At 59.9% G+C, this 15,636-nt stretch carries 18 protein-coding genes; 5 read left to right on the top strand and 13 right to left on the bottom strand.

From position 1 onward, the window contains the following. The 9 genes from phnD to phnG form a co-directional block, all read right to left on the bottom strand. Positions 1-841, bottom strand: an 841-nt coding sequence (gene phnD, locus AAAB35_RS19095) for a phosphonate ABC transporter substrate-binding protein (RefSeq protein WP_340669862.1), incomplete at its 3' end; no start/stop codon positions are given. A gap of 82 nt (positions 842-923) precedes the next feature. After that, on the bottom strand, positions 924-1,757 hold the full coding sequence (gene phnC / locus AAAB35_RS19090; RefSeq protein WP_340669861.1) for a phosphonate ABC transporter ATP-binding protein: 834 nt from the start codon (positions 1,755-1,757) through the stop codon (positions 924-926). Positions 1,758-1,875: 118 nt separating this feature from the next. After that, positions 1,876-2,490: a DapH/DapD/GlmU-related protein gene (locus tag AAAB35_RS19085; protein WP_340669860.1), complete on the bottom strand. Its 615-nt coding sequence runs from the start codon at positions 2,488-2,490 to the stop codon at positions 1,876-1,878. Then, complete coding sequence (phnL, locus tag AAAB35_RS19080) at positions 2,487-3,197, bottom strand: phosphonate C-P lyase system protein PhnL (RefSeq protein WP_340669859.1); 711 nt, start codon at positions 3,195-3,197, stop codon at positions 2,487-2,489. Before phnL ends, AAAB35_RS19085 begins: the two co-directional genes overlap by 4 nt. Positions 3,198-3,206: 9 nt before the next feature. Then, a complete protein-coding gene (gene phnK, locus AAAB35_RS19075) occupies positions 3,207-3,983 on the bottom strand; it encodes a phosphonate C-P lyase system protein PhnK (RefSeq protein ID WP_340669858.1) in 777 nt (258 codons plus the stop codon). Then, the gene (locus AAAB35_RS19070; RefSeq protein WP_340669857.1) at positions 3,980-4,861 is read right to left on the bottom strand and encodes an alpha-D-ribose 1-methylphosphonate 5-phosphate C-P-lyase PhnJ; all 882 of its coding nucleotides are present in this window, start codon (positions 4,859-4,861) and stop codon (positions 3,980-3,982) included. The genes phnK and AAAB35_RS19070 overlap by 4 nt, the downstream gene beginning before the upstream one ends. Further along, positions 4,858-5,949, bottom strand: coding sequence for a carbon-phosphorus lyase complex subunit PhnI (locus tag AAAB35_RS19065; protein ID WP_340669856.1), 1,092 nt, complete (start codon positions 5,947-5,949; stop codon positions 4,858-4,860). The genes AAAB35_RS19070 and AAAB35_RS19065 overlap by 4 nt, the downstream gene beginning before the upstream one ends. A gap of 2 nt (positions 5,950-5,951) precedes the next feature. After that, positions 5,952-6,563 carry a phosphonate C-P lyase system protein PhnH gene (phnH, locus tag AAAB35_RS19060; protein ID WP_340669855.1) on the bottom strand — a complete coding sequence of 204 codons (612 nt, stop codon included), beginning with the start codon at positions 6,561-6,563 and terminating at the stop codon, positions 5,952-5,954. Next, positions 6,563-7,036, bottom strand: a complete 474-nt coding sequence (phnG, locus tag AAAB35_RS19055; RefSeq protein ID WP_340669854.1) for a phosphonate C-P lyase system protein PhnG — start codon at positions 7,034-7,036, stop codon at positions 6,563-6,565. The genes phnH and phnG overlap by 1 nt, the downstream gene beginning before the upstream one ends. Positions 7,037-7,126: 90 nt before the next feature. On the opposite strand from phnG, the gene phnF reads away from it, so the two are divergent. After that, complete coding sequence (gene phnF / locus AAAB35_RS19050) at positions 7,127-7,861, top strand: phosphonate metabolism transcriptional regulator PhnF (protein WP_340669853.1); 735 nt, start codon at positions 7,127-7,129, stop codon at positions 7,859-7,861. Between the two features lie 10 nt (positions 7,862-7,871). On the opposite strand, the gene AAAB35_RS19045 is transcribed toward phnF, so the two are convergent. Further along, the gene (locus AAAB35_RS19045) at positions 7,872-8,483 is read right to left on the bottom strand and encodes a pyridoxamine 5'-phosphate oxidase family protein (protein WP_340669852.1); all 612 of its coding nucleotides are present in this window, start codon (positions 8,481-8,483) and stop codon (positions 7,872-7,874) included. A 281-nt stretch (positions 8,484-8,764) separates the two neighbouring features. On the opposite strand from AAAB35_RS19045, the gene AAAB35_RS19040 reads away from it, so the two are divergent. Next, complete coding sequence (locus AAAB35_RS19040) at positions 8,765-9,682, top strand: sugar kinase (RefSeq protein ID WP_340669851.1); 918 nt, start codon at positions 8,765-8,767, stop codon at positions 9,680-9,682. A 28-nt stretch (positions 9,683-9,710) separates the two neighbouring features. Here AAAB35_RS19040 and AAAB35_RS19035 read toward each other — a convergent pair whose 3' ends face one another. From AAAB35_RS19035 to AAAB35_RS19025, 3 genes are all read right to left on the bottom strand, one after another. After that, a complete protein-coding gene (locus AAAB35_RS19035) occupies positions 9,711-10,733 on the bottom strand; it encodes an aldose epimerase family protein (RefSeq protein ID WP_340669850.1) in 1,023 nt (340 codons plus the stop codon). Next, positions 10,734-12,191: an NAD-dependent succinate-semialdehyde dehydrogenase gene (locus AAAB35_RS19030; protein ID WP_340669864.1), complete on the bottom strand. Its 1,458-nt coding sequence runs from the start codon at positions 12,189-12,191 to the stop codon at positions 10,734-10,736. 141 nt (positions 12,192-12,332) lie between these two features. After that, complete coding sequence (locus tag AAAB35_RS19025) at positions 12,333-13,289, bottom strand: AEC family transporter (protein WP_340669849.1); 957 nt, start codon at positions 13,287-13,289, stop codon at positions 12,333-12,335. A 103-nt stretch (positions 13,290-13,392) separates the two neighbouring features. On the opposite strand from AAAB35_RS19025, the gene AAAB35_RS19020 reads away from it, so the two are divergent. The 3 genes from AAAB35_RS19020 (at position 13,393) to AAAB35_RS19010 (ending at position 15,627) form a co-directional block, all read left to right on the top strand. Continuing rightward, positions 13,393-13,980 carry a histidine phosphatase family protein gene (locus AAAB35_RS19020; RefSeq protein ID WP_340669848.1) on the top strand — a complete coding sequence of 196 codons (588 nt, stop codon included), beginning with the start codon at positions 13,393-13,395 and terminating at the stop codon, positions 13,978-13,980. Between the two features lie 106 nt (positions 13,981-14,086). Next, positions 14,087-14,368 carry an acyl carrier protein gene (locus AAAB35_RS19015; RefSeq protein ID WP_340669847.1) on the top strand — a complete coding sequence of 94 codons (282 nt, stop codon included), beginning with the start codon at positions 14,087-14,089 and terminating at the stop codon, positions 14,366-14,368. Between the two features lie 74 nt (positions 14,369-14,442). Continuing rightward, positions 14,443-15,627 carry a beta-ketoacyl-ACP synthase gene (locus AAAB35_RS19010; protein WP_340669846.1) on the top strand — a complete coding sequence of 395 codons (1,185 nt, stop codon included), beginning with the start codon at positions 14,443-14,445 and terminating at the stop codon, positions 15,625-15,627. The last annotated feature ends 9 nt before the right edge of the window (positions 15,628-15,636 follow it).

The following is a 15,636-nucleotide window of genomic DNA, read 5'->3' as shown; positions in this document are numbered from 1 at the left end:
TCTTGAAATCACCGCCCATCGTCGCGGCGAAGCAGGCCGGATCGGTCTTTGGCAGGTTGAGCATAAATTCCTTGAACTTTGCCTTCATATTGCTGTCGAGCGACGTGCGGACAACGATCGGACCATTCGGGATCAGCGGCGACTTCCACAGTTCGACGAAATCCTTCATGTCAATCAGGCCCTTGTCGACCATCTTGCGCAGATTGCCGGAGGTATAGCCTTCGTCAAACTTGCCGACGCCCGAGCCGAAGGTCGTGCCGGCATCGAACTTGCCGTCCTTGACGGCGAGAACGAGGTTTTCGTGGCCGCCGCCGAACCCGGTTTCACCGAAGTAGTCCTTGACTGATACCTTGATGTCTTTCGGCAGGGATGTGACCGGGATGAGGTAGCCGGAGGTAGAATCCGGGTCGGCAAATCCAAGCTTCTTGCCCTTCATGTCGGCAAGCGTCTTGATACCGCTGTCCTTGCGGGCGATCATGATCGAATAGTAGCCCGTTGCACCGTCGGTCTGCACTGTCGTCAGGATGGGTTCGACAGCCTTCGGATTGGTGAGGTAGATCTTGGCAAAGCCCGAAGCGCCGAGTTCGGCATAATCAAGCGTACCGCCGAGGAGACCTTGGATGACGCCGTCATAATCCGTCGCCGGGAAGAGCTTGACTTCCTTAACGCCAATAGCCTTCGGCAATTGGTCGACAATGCACTGGTAGTTACGTAGGCGATCGGCCTCGTTTTCACCGCCAATGATGCCGACGCGGAATGTTTCGAGGTTTTCAGCGCGCGCCATCGAACCGGCCAGCATGGCACCAATAGCGATCGCGCTAAGAAGGGCTTTCTTGAACATAGTTCTCTCCTGTCAACGTCTTAGTGAGTTTGTGATCAGTTTTATGTTGGCCCGTATCGTGGGCGAGCCGGTCTCGTTGCACTCAACGCGCGGCCAGAACGACCTCCAGCTCTGAAATCGGCTTGGGTGAGCCGCGGCCGATACTCGTCGAAGTAATTGCTTCTGAAAATGCGTCCTTCATGCCGTCCGCCCCATAGATGCGACGTGCAGCAAGCTCGGTCAGATCGTCGGGTCCACCGTCAAAAACGACCTTCCCACCCTGCATGCCGATGATGCGCTGGCAGAAATGGCGGGCCGTATCGAGCGTGTGCAGATTGGTGATGACCGTCAGTCCTTCCCGCTCATTGATGTCGCGCAGCGATTCCATCACCACCTGCGCGTTGCGCGGATCGAGCGAAGCGATCGGCTCGTCGGCGAGAATGACCTTTGGATTCTGCATAAGCGCACGAGCGATCGCTACACGCTGTTGCTGCCCCCCGGAAAGCGTCCCCGCCCTTTGCAGGGCAGTCTTTACAATGTCGAGACGCTCCAGCGCTGCGAGCGCCATTGCGCGCTCCTCGCGTGTGAACATGCCGAGCAGGCTCTTGATCGTCGAGCGATGATTGAGGCGTCCAAGCAGAACATTGGTCAGGACGTCGAGGCGCGGGACGAGATTGAACTGCTGAAAGATCATGGCGCAGTCGCGCTGCCAGTTGCGCAACGCCGCACCGCGCAACTGCGCGACATTGGTGCCCTCGAACAGGATCGCGCCCTCTGACGGATCGACAAGACGGTTGATCATGCGCAGCAGGGTCGATTTGCCGGCGCCTGATCGGCCGATGACGCCGACCATCTGACCTTGCGGGATCTCCAAGCTGACATCGTCAATGGCTACGAATTTGCCAAAGCGCCGCGTCACGTTTTCAATCTTCAGCATATGCAAGTCCTTGTTGGGCTGCACTGTCCTAGGACACGGATGTGAAGGTGCGATGTCGTTTTTGTTTCAGGTGGATGACAACTTGATGTCAGTCCGGCAACGTCATCGCTCGTTTGATTTAGGCCGCGTGCTTTTCGATAAAAGCCTCGATGGACAGGGAACGAAAATCGTCGAGCGCGGAGCGCAACTTGGCGTGGTCCCAGTTCCACCAGGCGAGTATCTGCAGTTGTTCCGCCGTTTTCCGGTCGAAACGATCGCGTATTTTGCGTGCTGGCACGCCCCCGACGATCGTGTATGGATCGACGTCCTTCGAGACAACGGCCCCTGCCCCGATCACGGCACCATCGCCGACAGTGACGCCCGGCAGGATGGTTGCACCATGGCCTATCCAAACGTCATGACCGATCGTGACCGTATTGGTGCGTCGCCAATCGAAGAACGCCTCGTCCACGGTGCTATCGTTCCAATAGTCGCCGGAACGATAGGTGAAGTGGTGAAGTGTTGGACGCCATGTCGGGTGATTGGGTGCGTTGAGGCGCACGCTCGACGCGATGTTAGCGAATTTGCCGACCTTGGCGCACCAGGCGGAACCATCCTGCATGATGTAGGAATAGTCGCCGAAGCTGGATTCGCTGAGCCGGCAGCACTCGGCCACTTCCGTATAGCGCCCGAGTTCGCAGCCTTCCACGCTTGCTGTCGGGTGTATCAGCGGGGTCTCGGAAAGTTTCGTCATGCTGCTAACCCGCCTGTGCTCGAAAATGCTGTGACATCAATGATCCGGTCGGCGACGGCCTCACGCACATCCTCGTCGTGGAAAATGCCGAGCATGGCGACGCCAGCCGCCTTCTTCGCCTGAATCATCGCCACAACGACGTTGCGGTTCTTGGCGTCGAGCGAGGCTGTGGGTTCATCGAGAAGCAGGATCGGATGATCGGTGATGAAACCACGCGCGATGTTGACACGCTGCTGTTCGCCTCCGGAGAAGGTGGCGGGCGGGAGTGCCCAGAGGCGTTCGGGCAGATTAAGACCGGAAAGCAGCGATGCCGCCTTGCTCCGGGCTTCGTCGCGGTCGATCCCACGGGCGACAAGCGGCTCAGCGACAACGTCGAGCGCCGAAACGCGCGGTACGGTACACAGGAACTGGCTGACATAACCAACCATCTCGCGGCGGATACCGAGCATGGTACGTGGATCGGCCGAGGCTATGTCGACGAGGCGATCCCGGTAGGGCACGATGATCTGCCCCTGATCCACGGCATAGTTGCCATAGACCATCTTCAGGATCGAGCTCTTGCCGGCGCCCGAGGGGCCGCCGAGAACGGCGCATTCCCCCGCCTTGATCGAGAACGTGACATTGGCGATCACCGGCAGGCGAATTCCGTCGCGCAGGTGCATGGTGAAACTCTTGGCAACATCGGAGACAACAAGGGGTGTCGGCATGATCTTCTCCTAGACCTGCAGGATGGATGAAACGAGGAGTTGGGTGTAAGGCGCTTGCGGATCATCGAGGACGCGGTCCGTAAGCCCGGTTTCGACGATATGGCCGTCCTTCATCACCATCATTCGGTGTGAGAGCAGCCGTGCGACCGCGAGGTCATGGGTAACCACGATCGCTGCGATACCGAGATCGCTGACGAGGCCGCGCAGGAGATCGAGAAGCCTTGCCTGGACCGATACGTCAAGACCGCCGGTCGGCTCGTCCATGAAGACGAGGCGAGGATTGGTGACGAGATTGCGTGCAATCTGTAGCCGCTGGCGCATGCCGCCGGAGAAGGCGCGCGGCTCGTCATCGATGCGGTCCTCGGCTATCTCGACCCGCCCGAGCCAATCGGCAGCGGTCGAACGGATCCGGCCGTAGTGCCGGTCGCCGACCGCCATGAGCCGTTCGCCGACATTCGCACCCGCAGAAACGGTCATGCGCAGGCCGTCGGCCGGGTTCTGGTGCACGAAGCCCCAGTCGGTGCGCATCAACAAACGCCGCTCGGCTTCGCTGATCCGGTAAAGGTCACGGAATTGACCGTCCCGCATACGATATTCGACGGATCCCGCTGACGGGGCGAGGCGTGTCGCGAGACAGTTTAGAAGCGTTGTCTTGCCCGAACCGGACTCGCCGACTATCGCGAGTACTTCGCCCGGCCAAAGTTCGAACGATACGTTCTGGCAGCCGATCCGGCTTCCATAGAATTTCGAGAGCCCGCTGACTTTGAGAAGTGGTGTATCGTTCATTCCGCTGCCTCCGCCGGATTGGCCGCAAGATGGCCGCGATGGCCATTCCTCTGCCGGTCTTCACAAAAATCCGTGTCCGAACAGACGAACATGCTGCCGCCCTTGTCGTCGAGGATCACCTCGTCGAGGTAGCTGCCCTTGGCGCCGCAGAGCGCGCAGGGCTCGGAAAACGTCTGGATTTCAAACGGATGGTCCTCGAAGTCGAGGCTGACAACCTCCGTATAGGGCGGGACGGCATAAATGCGCTTTTCCCGTCCTGCGCCGAAGAGCTGAAGCGCCGGCGATCGGTGCATCTTCGGATTGTCGAATTTCGGCGTAGGCGACGGATCCATGACGTAGCGTCCCTCGACCTTCACCGGATAGGCGTAGGTCGTCGCTATGTGGCCATGGCGGGCGATGTCCTCGTAGAGTTTGACATGCATCAGCCCATACTCTTCGAGGGCGTGCATCTTGCGCGTTTCCGTCTCGCGGGGTTCGAGGAAGCGCAGCGGTTCGGGGATCGGCACCTGATAGACGAGGATTTGCCCGGCCTGCAGGGGCGCTTCGGGGATGCGATGTCGCGTCTGGATGATGGAGGCCTCTGTCGTGCTTGTCGTGACGCGCACATTGGCGGTCTTCTGGAAGAAGGCGCGGATCGACACGGCATTCGTCGTGTCGTCGGCGCCCTGATCGATCACCTTGAGCGTATCGTCGGGGCCGATGATGGCGGCAGTGACCTGAACGCCGCCTGTCCCCCAGCCATAGGGCATCGGCATTTCGCGCGAGGCGAAAGGCACCTGGTAGCCCGGGATGGCGATAGCCTTCAGGATGGCGCGGCGGATCATCCGCTTCGTCTGTTCGTCGAGATAGGCAAAGTTATAGGTTGCTAGTTCGGTCATTCTGCAGCCTCCTGAACGTCGCGGCGTTCGTGTTCGACCCGCATCCGGCGCACCAGATCGAGTTCGGCCTGGAAATCCACGTAGTGCGGCAGCTTCAAATGCTCGACAAAGCCGGTCGATTGGACATTGTCGCTGTGGGAGATGACGAATTCCTCGTCCTGGGCCGCGGCGGTGACATCCTCGCCAAGCTCCCTTGCACGCAATGCACGATCGCATAGCGACATGGACATGGCCTTGCGCTCGCTCTGGCCGAAGACGAGCCCATAGCCCCGGGTAAATTGTGGCGGCTGTTTCGACGAGCCCTTGAACTGGTTGACCATCTGGCATTCGGTGAGGCGGATGCGGCCGAGGGTGAGCGGGAAATCGAGTTCCGCGACTTCAAGCTCGACTTCGACTTCGCCGATACGAATTTCGCCGACGAAGGGATGGCTGCGGGCATAGCCGCGCTGCGTCGAATAGGCGAGGCCCAGAATGAAACCCTCGTCGCCGCGCGCCAGCGCCTGGAGACGCAGGTCGCGTTCAAGGGGAAAAGCCAGGGGCTCGCGGGTCAGATCGCCCGGGACCGCTCCTTCCGGCAATTCCCCGTCTGCCTCGATCATCCCGTGGTGACCGAGAATATCGGTTACGCGCGGCGCCCGCTCGTGAGCTTCTGCCCGTTCCTCGGGTTCTTCGACGGGCATATCGGCCGCGAGTTCCGGATCGAGCAGGCGGTGGGTATAATCGAACGTCGGTCCCAGCAACTGACCGCCCGGCAGGTCCTTGAACGTTGCCGAGATGCGCCGCTCGATCGCCATGTCGGCGGTTTCGACGGGCAGCGTATAGCCGAAGCGCGGCAGGGTCGTGCGGTAGGCACGAACGAGAAAGATCGCCTCGATCATATCGCCCCGCGCCTGCTTGATAGCGAGCGCGGCAAGCTCAACATCGTAGAGCGAGCCTTCCGCCATGACCCTGTCGACGGCGAGCGCAAGCTGCTCGACGATCTGGTCGAGCCTGATCGATGGTACTGAACGGTCGCCCCTGCGCCTGTCGGCGAGAAGCTTATGCGCATTGCGGATGGCAGCTTCGCCACCCTTGACTGCAACATACATGGCTAATCCTCCTTGGTCGCAACGCGCGTCGTGCGCGGCAGGGCGGCAAGTGTATCCCTGCCCGCAAAGACCAGGTCGACACCGCGTGGAAAGGCGGCGCGGTTGGCCGCCCACTGATCGATGAACATTCTTGGAAGCCGACTCGGCGCAAATTGCTGCGTATCCTTGATGCCGGGGCCATTTAATGTGAGCGTTGTCGAACCGTCGAATCCCTCGACCTGCATGATGATAGTCGTCGAGCGATCCGGATATTCCGCCGTGCCCCTGGCAAAGATTTCGAACGATGGCATGGCCGCGATCTCGCGTACGAGCGCGAATTGCGCGCCTGCAGGTTCCGACACCAGTTCGAGCCCGGTGTGGAACTTCAACCAACCGATTGCCTCTTCCGACGATGCAATCGATTTGTCGCACCAAACGGTCGCGTCGTGGTCGAATAGGGTCACGGCGATCGATGCCATGACCGGTGTTAGCGGTGCCGGCGCTGCCACCAATTCCGGCACTGCAACGATAAGGCCGGGTTTGGCCATGGCGTCCATAAGCCCCCGGAAGATTTGTTGCGATCCGAGAACCGCGTCGGCGAAACCGCCCTCGAAAACCTGTGCGGCCGTACTCATCAATCGTCACCCCGTACCATCGTGAAGAAATCGACCTTGGTAGCCGCCGTTTCCGCGCGTCTCGTCTTGAGCTCGTCATCGAGCCGCTGTGCGATCGGCGCCAACACCGTCGTTTCGACGGCGTCGCGGTGCGCATTCTGCTGCCAAAGGGCGTCGAAGACGGCGGCAAGGCGGACCTTCTCGCCTTGGCGTCCGAGCGCATAAGCGTGGCCAACGGCACCGCCATCGAGCCGCACGGTTGCGCGGGTAACGGTCGCCTCCCCGAGGTTGAATGCTGCGCCGCCTCCGCCAATGCGGCCGCGAACCATGACCAATCCGGTTTCAGGCCCCCGCAGGGTTTCGACATGCGGCTTGTTATTCCAGCCGGACCAGAATTGGTGCATTTCATCAGCGGTAGCCTGCGCGAGCAACGCCATGGCGGCCTTGCGTCCGGCGTCGCCGGTCATCGGAAATTCCTGGTTTTCAATGGACATTGACACCTCGCTCAAATTTGTCTATTTATCTATACAACTAGACAATGAGGCCATCTATAAAGCCGGTCAATGACAGGAGCATGACAAAGCGTGACTTCAGCGAAATTCATTACGCGCAACAGCGGTGTCGCCGTCTGGCGCCAGATCGCGGATCAGATCCGCGGCGACGTCACGGCGGGGAGAATGGCGAGCGGTGCGCGGATGCCCCCTGAGACTGAGTTGGCGGCGCGCTTTTCCGTCAACCGCCATACAATCCGCAGTGCAATCGCGGCCCTTACGAAGGAGGGCGTTCTTCGCGCCGAGCAAGGACGTGGCACTTTCGTGGCCAATAGCCGGAAACTGATCTACCGCATCGGCGAGCGCACGCGCTTCTCGGAAGTACTCGCGACACAGGTTCGCGAAACCAGGGGTGTTTTGCTTTCCCATCGTATGGAGGTTCCCGCGCCAGAGGTAGCAGAGGCGCTGGGCATGTCTTCTGGCGAGGTCGTCCGCATCGATACCCTGCACATGGCGGACGGCAATCCTATCAGCTGCTCCACGGCCTGGTTCGACGCCGGCCGGGTCCCTAACGCCGCGGAGGACTATCGCACGTCCGGTTCGGTAACGTTTGCGCTTAAAGCCGCGGGAATTGCCGACTATCGGCGAAAATCCACGATCATCGCCGCCCGCCATGCCGATGCGGAGGATTTGCGCCACCTGCGCCTCTCGCCGGGCGCCATCGTGATAGTTGCAACCGCGATCAATGTCGACATGGATGATCGTCCAATCGAATATGCCAAGACCCGTTTCGCCGCCGACCGTATGGAAATCGCAATCAACAACTAGCCCGGCTGAGCTACCACATGGTCTTTGCCGCGCGCTCCGGCCATTCCCGATCATAAGCCTCGCCGCCGACGCGCTCTTCGCTGAGCGCAGCGAGGATCTGGCCGGGTGTCGGGAATTCTTTCGGCGAACGATGCTTCTGGGGATTCCAGAGCTCGGAGCGGATCAGGGCACGGGCGCACTGAAAATAAGCCTCCTCCACTTCAACGACAATGACCGAGCGCGGCGCCTTGCCCTCCACGGCGAAACTGTCGAGCAGGGATTCATCGGTGTCGAGGAAAGCCCGGCCATTGACACGAAACGTCGTGGTAAGGCCCGGGATCAAGAACAGCAGCGCCACATGCGGGTCGCGAACGATGTTACGCAGCGAGTCCACCCTGTTGTTCCCGCGCCGGTCCGGCATCATCAAGGTGCGCTCGTCGTGAACGCGGACAAATCCTGCGAGATCGCCGCGCGGCGAGCAATCGAGCCCTTCGGGGCCGGCCGTCGCCAGGGCGACGAACGGCGACCCCTCGATCAGCCGTCGGTATTCTGGCGTAATTCGATCGGCGACCTTCGCTGTCGACGCCTCCGTGACGCCGCTATAGATGGCCTCGAGCTCTTCGATTGACGTGATGCGCGACATTCAATTCTCCATACAATGTGGCGCGGCTAACATTGCATTATTAAGCGAATATGACAGCCCTCGCCTTCGGAACTTTCCCATGACAGCGGCCGCCCACTCGTATATCAGTCGCAGCCTGGCGTTTCGATTCCAACATTCGCATCGTGAATGTTTGAATCGAAGAACCGCTAGCAACTCAATGAATTCTAGTGGAGCTTTGAATTTGACATTCGAAACGAGCCTGAAGTCGGAGCGGGCTCGAATGCCAAATTCGCTCCACTAGCGGAATTGCGGAGGATTTCGTGAGCGGATTTGCAGCTATCGGCGAGTGCATGATCGAACTCTCAGGCGCCAATGGCGACCAGTGGCGCATGGGCTTTGCCGGCGACACGCTGAACACCACCTGGTATGTCCGCGCTCTTGCCGATCCGGACCTCGCCGTCGATTACGTGACCGCATTCGGTGACGATCCCTTTTCCGTCAAACAAAAAGCGTTCCTGCGCGACCATGGCATCAACACGGCCAACAGCCCGACCATTATAGGCGCCCGCCCCGGCCTCTATGCCATTACTTTGACCGGTGCCGAACGCTCGTTCACCTATTGGCGAAACGACGCCGCTGCTCGGCAGTTGGCGGATGACCCCGACGCGCTCGCCAAAAGCCTGGAAGGGCGCCGCATCATCTATTTCTCCGGCATTACCATGGGCATCCTTAGCCCGAAAAGCCGGCAGACTGTCCTCAACGCCATCAGCAATGCCCGGCGCCACGGTTCGCTCATCGTGTTCGACGCCAATTACCGACCGCGCTTGTGGGAAAATGCCGAGACGGCGAGACAGGTGCTGAGCAATGCCTTCCATGTCACCGACATTGCCTTGCCGACGTTTCCCGATGAAAATGCCCTCTTCGGCGACGTGACGCCGGCGGAAACGGCCCGCCGCCTCGCCGGCTACGGCGTCAAGGAAATCGTCGTCAAGGATGGTACCGAACCGGCGCTGGTGGTCACCGGAGGCGTGAGCACGGAGGTTCCGGCCGCGCGCGCCGAGGCCGTCGATACGACGGGGGCCGGCGATAGTTTCAATGGCGGCTATATCGCCGCACGCCTCGCCGATTTCGATCCCGTTGCCGCCGCTGCGAAGGCCCACAAGGTCGCAGCGCGCGTTGTCGAATTTCACGGCGCACTTGCCCCCATGGATGAGGCGCGGAAAGCGTTCAAAGCCTAGAGCCTTGCTCCAAGCAAGAACCTCCGACCTATTTCGACTTTCTGAAGCTGTACTTGGTCATCTGACTGTAGGTTTCGTCCGGCCGCAATATCGCCTGGGGGAAATAGGGAAAGTGGGTTGAATCGGGCCAGACCTGTGCCTCGAAACAGAAGCCCGCATAGTTGCCATAGGTGTTCCCGGTCAGCCCGATCGGTGGCCGTCCACCCAGCGTATTCCCCGCGTAGAATTGCACACCAGGCTCGGTGGTGAGCACGTTCATTTCCACGCCCGACTTTGCTCCCTGGGCCGATGCGACCAATCGCAATGGCTGGCGCTGGCTCGATAGGCAGAAATTGTTGTCGTAAACTACCTGCTCGCCGCCTTCCTCCCGCCGGATCGATCGGTACGCACGAAAATCATGAGTGGTCCCCTCAACCGGAAGAACGCGGCCGTCCGGAATTAGATCGCCATCGACCGGCAGATAGGCCTGTGCATCGATCCGCACCTGATGATCGAGCGCATCGGTCGCGCCTCCGTCATCAAGATTGAAGTAGCTGTGGTGGGCAAGGTTGCAGATGGTCGCCTTGTCGGTCACGGCATCCATTCGCACCGCCAGCGTTCCCTTCGATTCGAGCATGTAGGTGCAGGTGATGTTGAGGTTGCCGGGAAAACCCATCTCGCCATCCGCAAGCTGGATGGTGAGCGTCACATAATCGGTTCCGACCGCAACGACGTCCCAGTTGCGCTTGCCGGCGCCATGGCTGCCGCCGTGGATATTGTGCCCATCGTGAAAATTCTTCTCCAGCGCATAGGTTTTGCCATCGATCGACAGTTCGCCGTCACGAATGCGGTTGATCGAACGGCCGACAGTCGCGCCGAGATAGGGCGAATGAGCCGGATAGTCGGCGAATTCCTGATAACCGAGGACCAGCGGTGGTTCGTGGCCCCTGAGGCGCAGGTCCTGAATAACTGCGCCCCATGTTAGAATCTTGGCGGTCAGGCCGCCGCCCGAGATCGTGATGCGATGAACCGCTTCGCCCGCAGGCAGGGGGCCGAATATTTCCGTGTTCATTTACAGGCCGAGACCTCCGACGCAGACATATTTGGTATCGAGGTAGTCTTCGATGCCCTGATGCCCGCCCTCCTTGCCGAGGCCCGATTCCTTGACGCCGCCGAAAGGCGCCTCAACCGTGGTGATCATGCCTTCGTTGACACCGACCATGCCGTATTTCAGCCCTTCGGAAACGCGGAACACGCGGCCGAGATCCTGCGTGTAGAAATAGCTCGCAAGGCCGAACTCCGTGTTGTTGGCAAGGTCGATCGCCTCCTGCTCGGTCTCGAACTTGTAAACCGGCGCGACCGGACCGAAAATTTCTTCCTTGGTGAAGAGCATGTCTTCCTTGGCGTCGCTGATGATGGTCGGCTCATAGAAGCTGCCGCCGAGCGCATGGCGCTTACCACCGGTGACCACCTTGCCGCCCTTTTGCTTGGCGTCGGCGACAAATTCCTCGACCTTCTCGACCGCCTTCTCGTCGATCAGTGGCCCCTGCTGGGTTCCAGCTTCGAGGCCATCACCGACCTTGAGCTTTTCCGTCGCGGCGGCAAATTTCTCGACAAAAGTGTCGTAGATGCCGGACTGGACCAGGAACCGGTTGGTGCACACGCACGTCTGGCCGGAATTGCGGAATTTGGCAATCATCGCCCCTTCAACGGCACGGTCAACGTCTGCATCGTCGAACACGATGAAAGGCGCATTGCCGCCGAGTTCCATCGACACCTTCTTTACGGTGTCCGATGCCTGCTTGATGAGAATCTTGCCGATCGCGGTCGAGCCGGTGAAGGTGATCTTGCGCACGAGGGGATTGCTGGTGATTTCGCCGCCGATCTCCGAAGCTGAACCCGTCAGAATGTTGACGACGCCTTTCGGAATGCCGACTTCCTCGCATAGCGCTCCCCAGACAAGTCCTGAATAAGGTGTCTGCGTCGCGGGCTTGACGACGGCGGTGCAGCCGGCGGCGAGCGCCGGCCCGATCTTGCGGGCAAGCATCGACGACGGAAAATTCCAAGGCGTTATGGCGCCGATAACGCCCACCGGCTCTTTGGTGACGAGGATGCGGCGATCGGCCCAGGGCGAAGGAACAATATCGCCATAGGTGCGCCGCGCCTCTTCCGCATACCAGAGAATATAGGCCGCCGACATGCCGACCTCGCCCTTGGATTCGAATAGCGACTTGCCCTGCTCCAGTGTCAAAAGCTCAGCCAGTGCGTCCTGGTTGTCGAGGATCGCGTCGTGCAGCTTACGCATCAATTTTGCGCGCTCGAGTACCGATGTCTTCCGCCATGTCTTGAAAGCTTCGGCGGCAGCGTCGATGGCGCGCCGCGTTTCGGCCTTGCCGGAATTCGGAACGGTACCGATCTTCAGGCCGGTTGCAGGGTTGACGACGTCGATCGTCTTGCCGGAATCGGCGCCCACCCACTCACCATTGATCAGGTTCGCCTGCTTCATGAACGGGCTGGATTTCTGCAACATCATGTTTCTCCCTGTGCTCGAAGGGTTATTGTTGTCCGTGAGTTCCGTGAAGGATAACCCTGCATTGCTATGGCAATGTGCGTCTCGTGAAGACGTTGCGGCCACCCTGCTCCTTTTTGCCGAAAGCTGCAACAGCCTTGCTTAACCGTAAATATGGCTGACGACGAAAACCCAGAATGCGAGGGTTACCGCCGAGAGGGCTGTCGCCATGACCATTGAATTCGACGCCAGTGCCTGTCCCGTGCCGAAGCGCGTCGCGATCAGATAGGAGTTGACACCGGCAGGCAGGGCCGCCGACGTCACGGCAATTTTGGCGGTGAGCGGGGGGAGACCGATCAGCCAGGCCGCAGCCAGTACCACGGCGGGCATGATGAAAAGCTTGATTGCCGACATGACGAGCGAAGCGGCAATATGACCTGACACACCGAATTTCTTGAGACCCATGCCCATGGCAAACAGTGCGACGGGACCGGCGACACTTCCCAGCGTCTGAATGAGGGAATCTGCGACGGGAGGCATGCGCAGGCCGGTCAGGCGCCACAACCAGCCGGCGAGAATTCCGATAGCGAAGGGATTGCGCAGCAGGCTCTTAAAAAAAGTGGCGACGACAGCGGTCAAGTGGCCCTCGCCTTCGAAAACGCCATCGCGGCGCATGGCCACTTCGTGCAGTGTTATCGAAGCAGCCATCATGATCGGCATGTGCACGGCGACGATCAGTGAAAGGATGGCAAACCCCTCCTGGCCGAAGACCCCAAGCATCAGCGGCATGCCGAGGAACACGAGATTGGAGAACGCGCCGGAAACGCCGGCGACCACCCCGGCGCGATTATCGCGGCCAAAGATCATTTTGATTGCGATGTCGGCGGCGATCCAGGCAATGATGACCCCGGTGAAATAGGCAAACCATAATTGCCACGGCGCAGCGCCGTGAAAATCCGCCGTTACCATCGTACGGAACAAAAGGAGCGGCGCCGCAACGACAAAGACAAAATCCGACAATCCATCGCCCACCCGCTCGTCCAGCAGCTTGAAGCGGGCTGCAGCGTAGGCGATGGCAATCACACCGAAGACGACAATGATTGTTTCAACGAGACCCATCGTTTTCCGCAATAGGCGCGCAGGTCATGCTGCGCAAGCGGTTCCAAAGACTTCACTTTATTTTTCTTCGCCAAATCACCATCTCGCTTGATAAGGAGACCTGATGTCGAAGCGATTCCATCCACTAAGTGTGCATGCGCTTGCACTGGCATTGAGCGCGCTTGCGTTTCTTTCCACGGCCGAGGCGACGGATGCCGCGTGGGCCCGCGTGCAGCGAGGTGGATATACAATTCTCATGCAGGGTGCCGACGCATCGGGGACGCTCAGCCCGACCGTGGATCATTCCGTCGACTGCTCCGCGACACAAACGCTTTCCGACCGGGGCCGCCAGCTCGCCCAGAAGCTAGGAGCGCGCTTTGCGGCTCGGGGTGTGCGGATTGAACGGATTCTGACCAGTTCCACCTGCAACGCGCGTGAGACAGCGCGATTGTCCTTTGGTTCGATTCCCGCCGAGATTTTCAAGTCGCTCGATCCGCTGCCCGCCGATGACGCGGGCAAGGGGGTTGAACTGGAGAAAATCCGCGCTCTGATCCTAGGGTTCAAGGGTTCCGGCAACCTGGTAATGCTGACCGATCGCACCAATATAACAGCCCTCACGGGTATCTCGCCGCGACCGACGGAGGCCGTCGTTGTCGGCCCCAACGGAGAGGGCGCGGAGATTCACGTGGCTGGTAGGATTATATTCGACTAGGCAGTGCACAACCTTGGGTCTTTCCATAGACCTTGAAAAACGTTAGATACCGGCTCATCAGACATCAGTGCCTTTCAACAGGCACCGGAAGAAAAAGGAAAATCAATTGTCCGAAACATTCGACAAGGTCGCCGATATCATTGCCGAAACCAGTGAGATCGATCGCGATTCCATTACGCCGGAAAGCCATACAATTGACGATCTCGGCATCGATAGCCTTGATTTCCTTGACATTGTTTTTGCGATCGACAAGGCCTTCGGTATCAAGATCCCGCTCGAACAGTGGACGCAGGAAGTCAATGACGGCAAGGTTCCGACCGAAGAATACTTCGTGTTGAAGAATCTCTGTGCCAAGATCGACGAACTCGTCGCCGCCAAAAACGCCTGATTTCCGAGCAACGATTCGGGCAGGCTCGATTATCCACCTAACCGGGTGCACCGCATGGACGGTGTTGCGAGACAATGCAGAACAACACCGTCGTCATCACTGGGATTGGACTGATCTCATCTCTGGGCGAAGGCGCTGAAGCCCATTGGCAGGCATTCAGCGGCAAAGCTGAACCGCGCATCGATAGCGAGACCTTCAAGCCCTATACGGTACATCCGCTCGGCGAGGTCGACTGGAACAACCAGATCCCGAAGCGGGGTGACCAGCGGCAGATGGAAACCTGGCAGCGCATCGGCACCTATACGGCCGGTCTCGCGCTGCAGGACGCCGGCATCAAGGATGACGAGGCGCTGTGCGCAACGATGGACATGGTCGTGGGTGCAGGCGGCGGCGAGCGCGATGTTGCGGTCGACCTCCAAATCCTGGCCGAGGCACGCGTGCGCAACGATCTTGGCACCATGCTCAACGAGAAACTGTCGACGGAACTGCGCCCTACCCTGTTCCTCGCCCAGCTCTCCAATTTGCTGGCCGGCAATATTTCGATCGTACACAAGGTCACAGGTTCTTCGCGCACCTTCATGGGTGAAGAGGGATCGGGCATCTCGGCGATCGATACGACCGTCGCGCGCATTCGCTCGGGCCAGAGCACGCACGCCCTCGTAGGCGGCGCCTACAATGCCGAACACCCCGACATGCTTCTTGGCTACGAACTCAATGGCATGCTGAAATCCGATGGCTGGGCACCTTTATGGCAACGTGAAAACGCCGCCGGCGGCGGCATCGTTACCGGTTCGGGCGGCGCGTTCCTCGTGCTTGAAAGCGCGGAACACGCCAAAAAGCGCGGCGCCCGCGCCTATGCCGCCATTGATGGTGTCTACAGCACGCAAATCCGCCGCAGCCGCGACGATCTCAAGGAAACCGTGGCCAAGCTGCTCGGTGCCGCAACGGCCGATTGGCCCGCGGACGTCATCGTTTCGGGGGCGTCCGGCGCCAAGCGGATCACCGCCGCCGAGAAGGCTGCCCTCGATGCGTTTTCGAGTTCGTCCATACGCGGGGTCGCCGGCAAACTCGGCCATTTCCGCGAGGCGCAATTCCCCCTCGTTGTCGGTCTCGCCGCGCTCAGCATCTATCACGGCACTGCTTTCCCACCCATCGATCCGGACAATGAAAAGGCCGGTCCGGAGCGCGTCAACACGGCACTCGCAACGTCGATCGGCGGCTCGCGCGGCGAAGGCGTTGCCCGCCTCGTCAAGGCTTAAGGATATCTC

Origin of the sequence: Phyllobacterium sp. (assembly GCF_037994425.1) — a bacterium.
Lineage (GTDB): Bacteria > Pseudomonadota > Alphaproteobacteria > Rhizobiales > Rhizobiaceae > Phyllobacterium.
The sequence above is the reverse complement of the archived record's forward strand: the minus strand, read 5'-3'. Positions and strand labels throughout refer to the sequence as shown.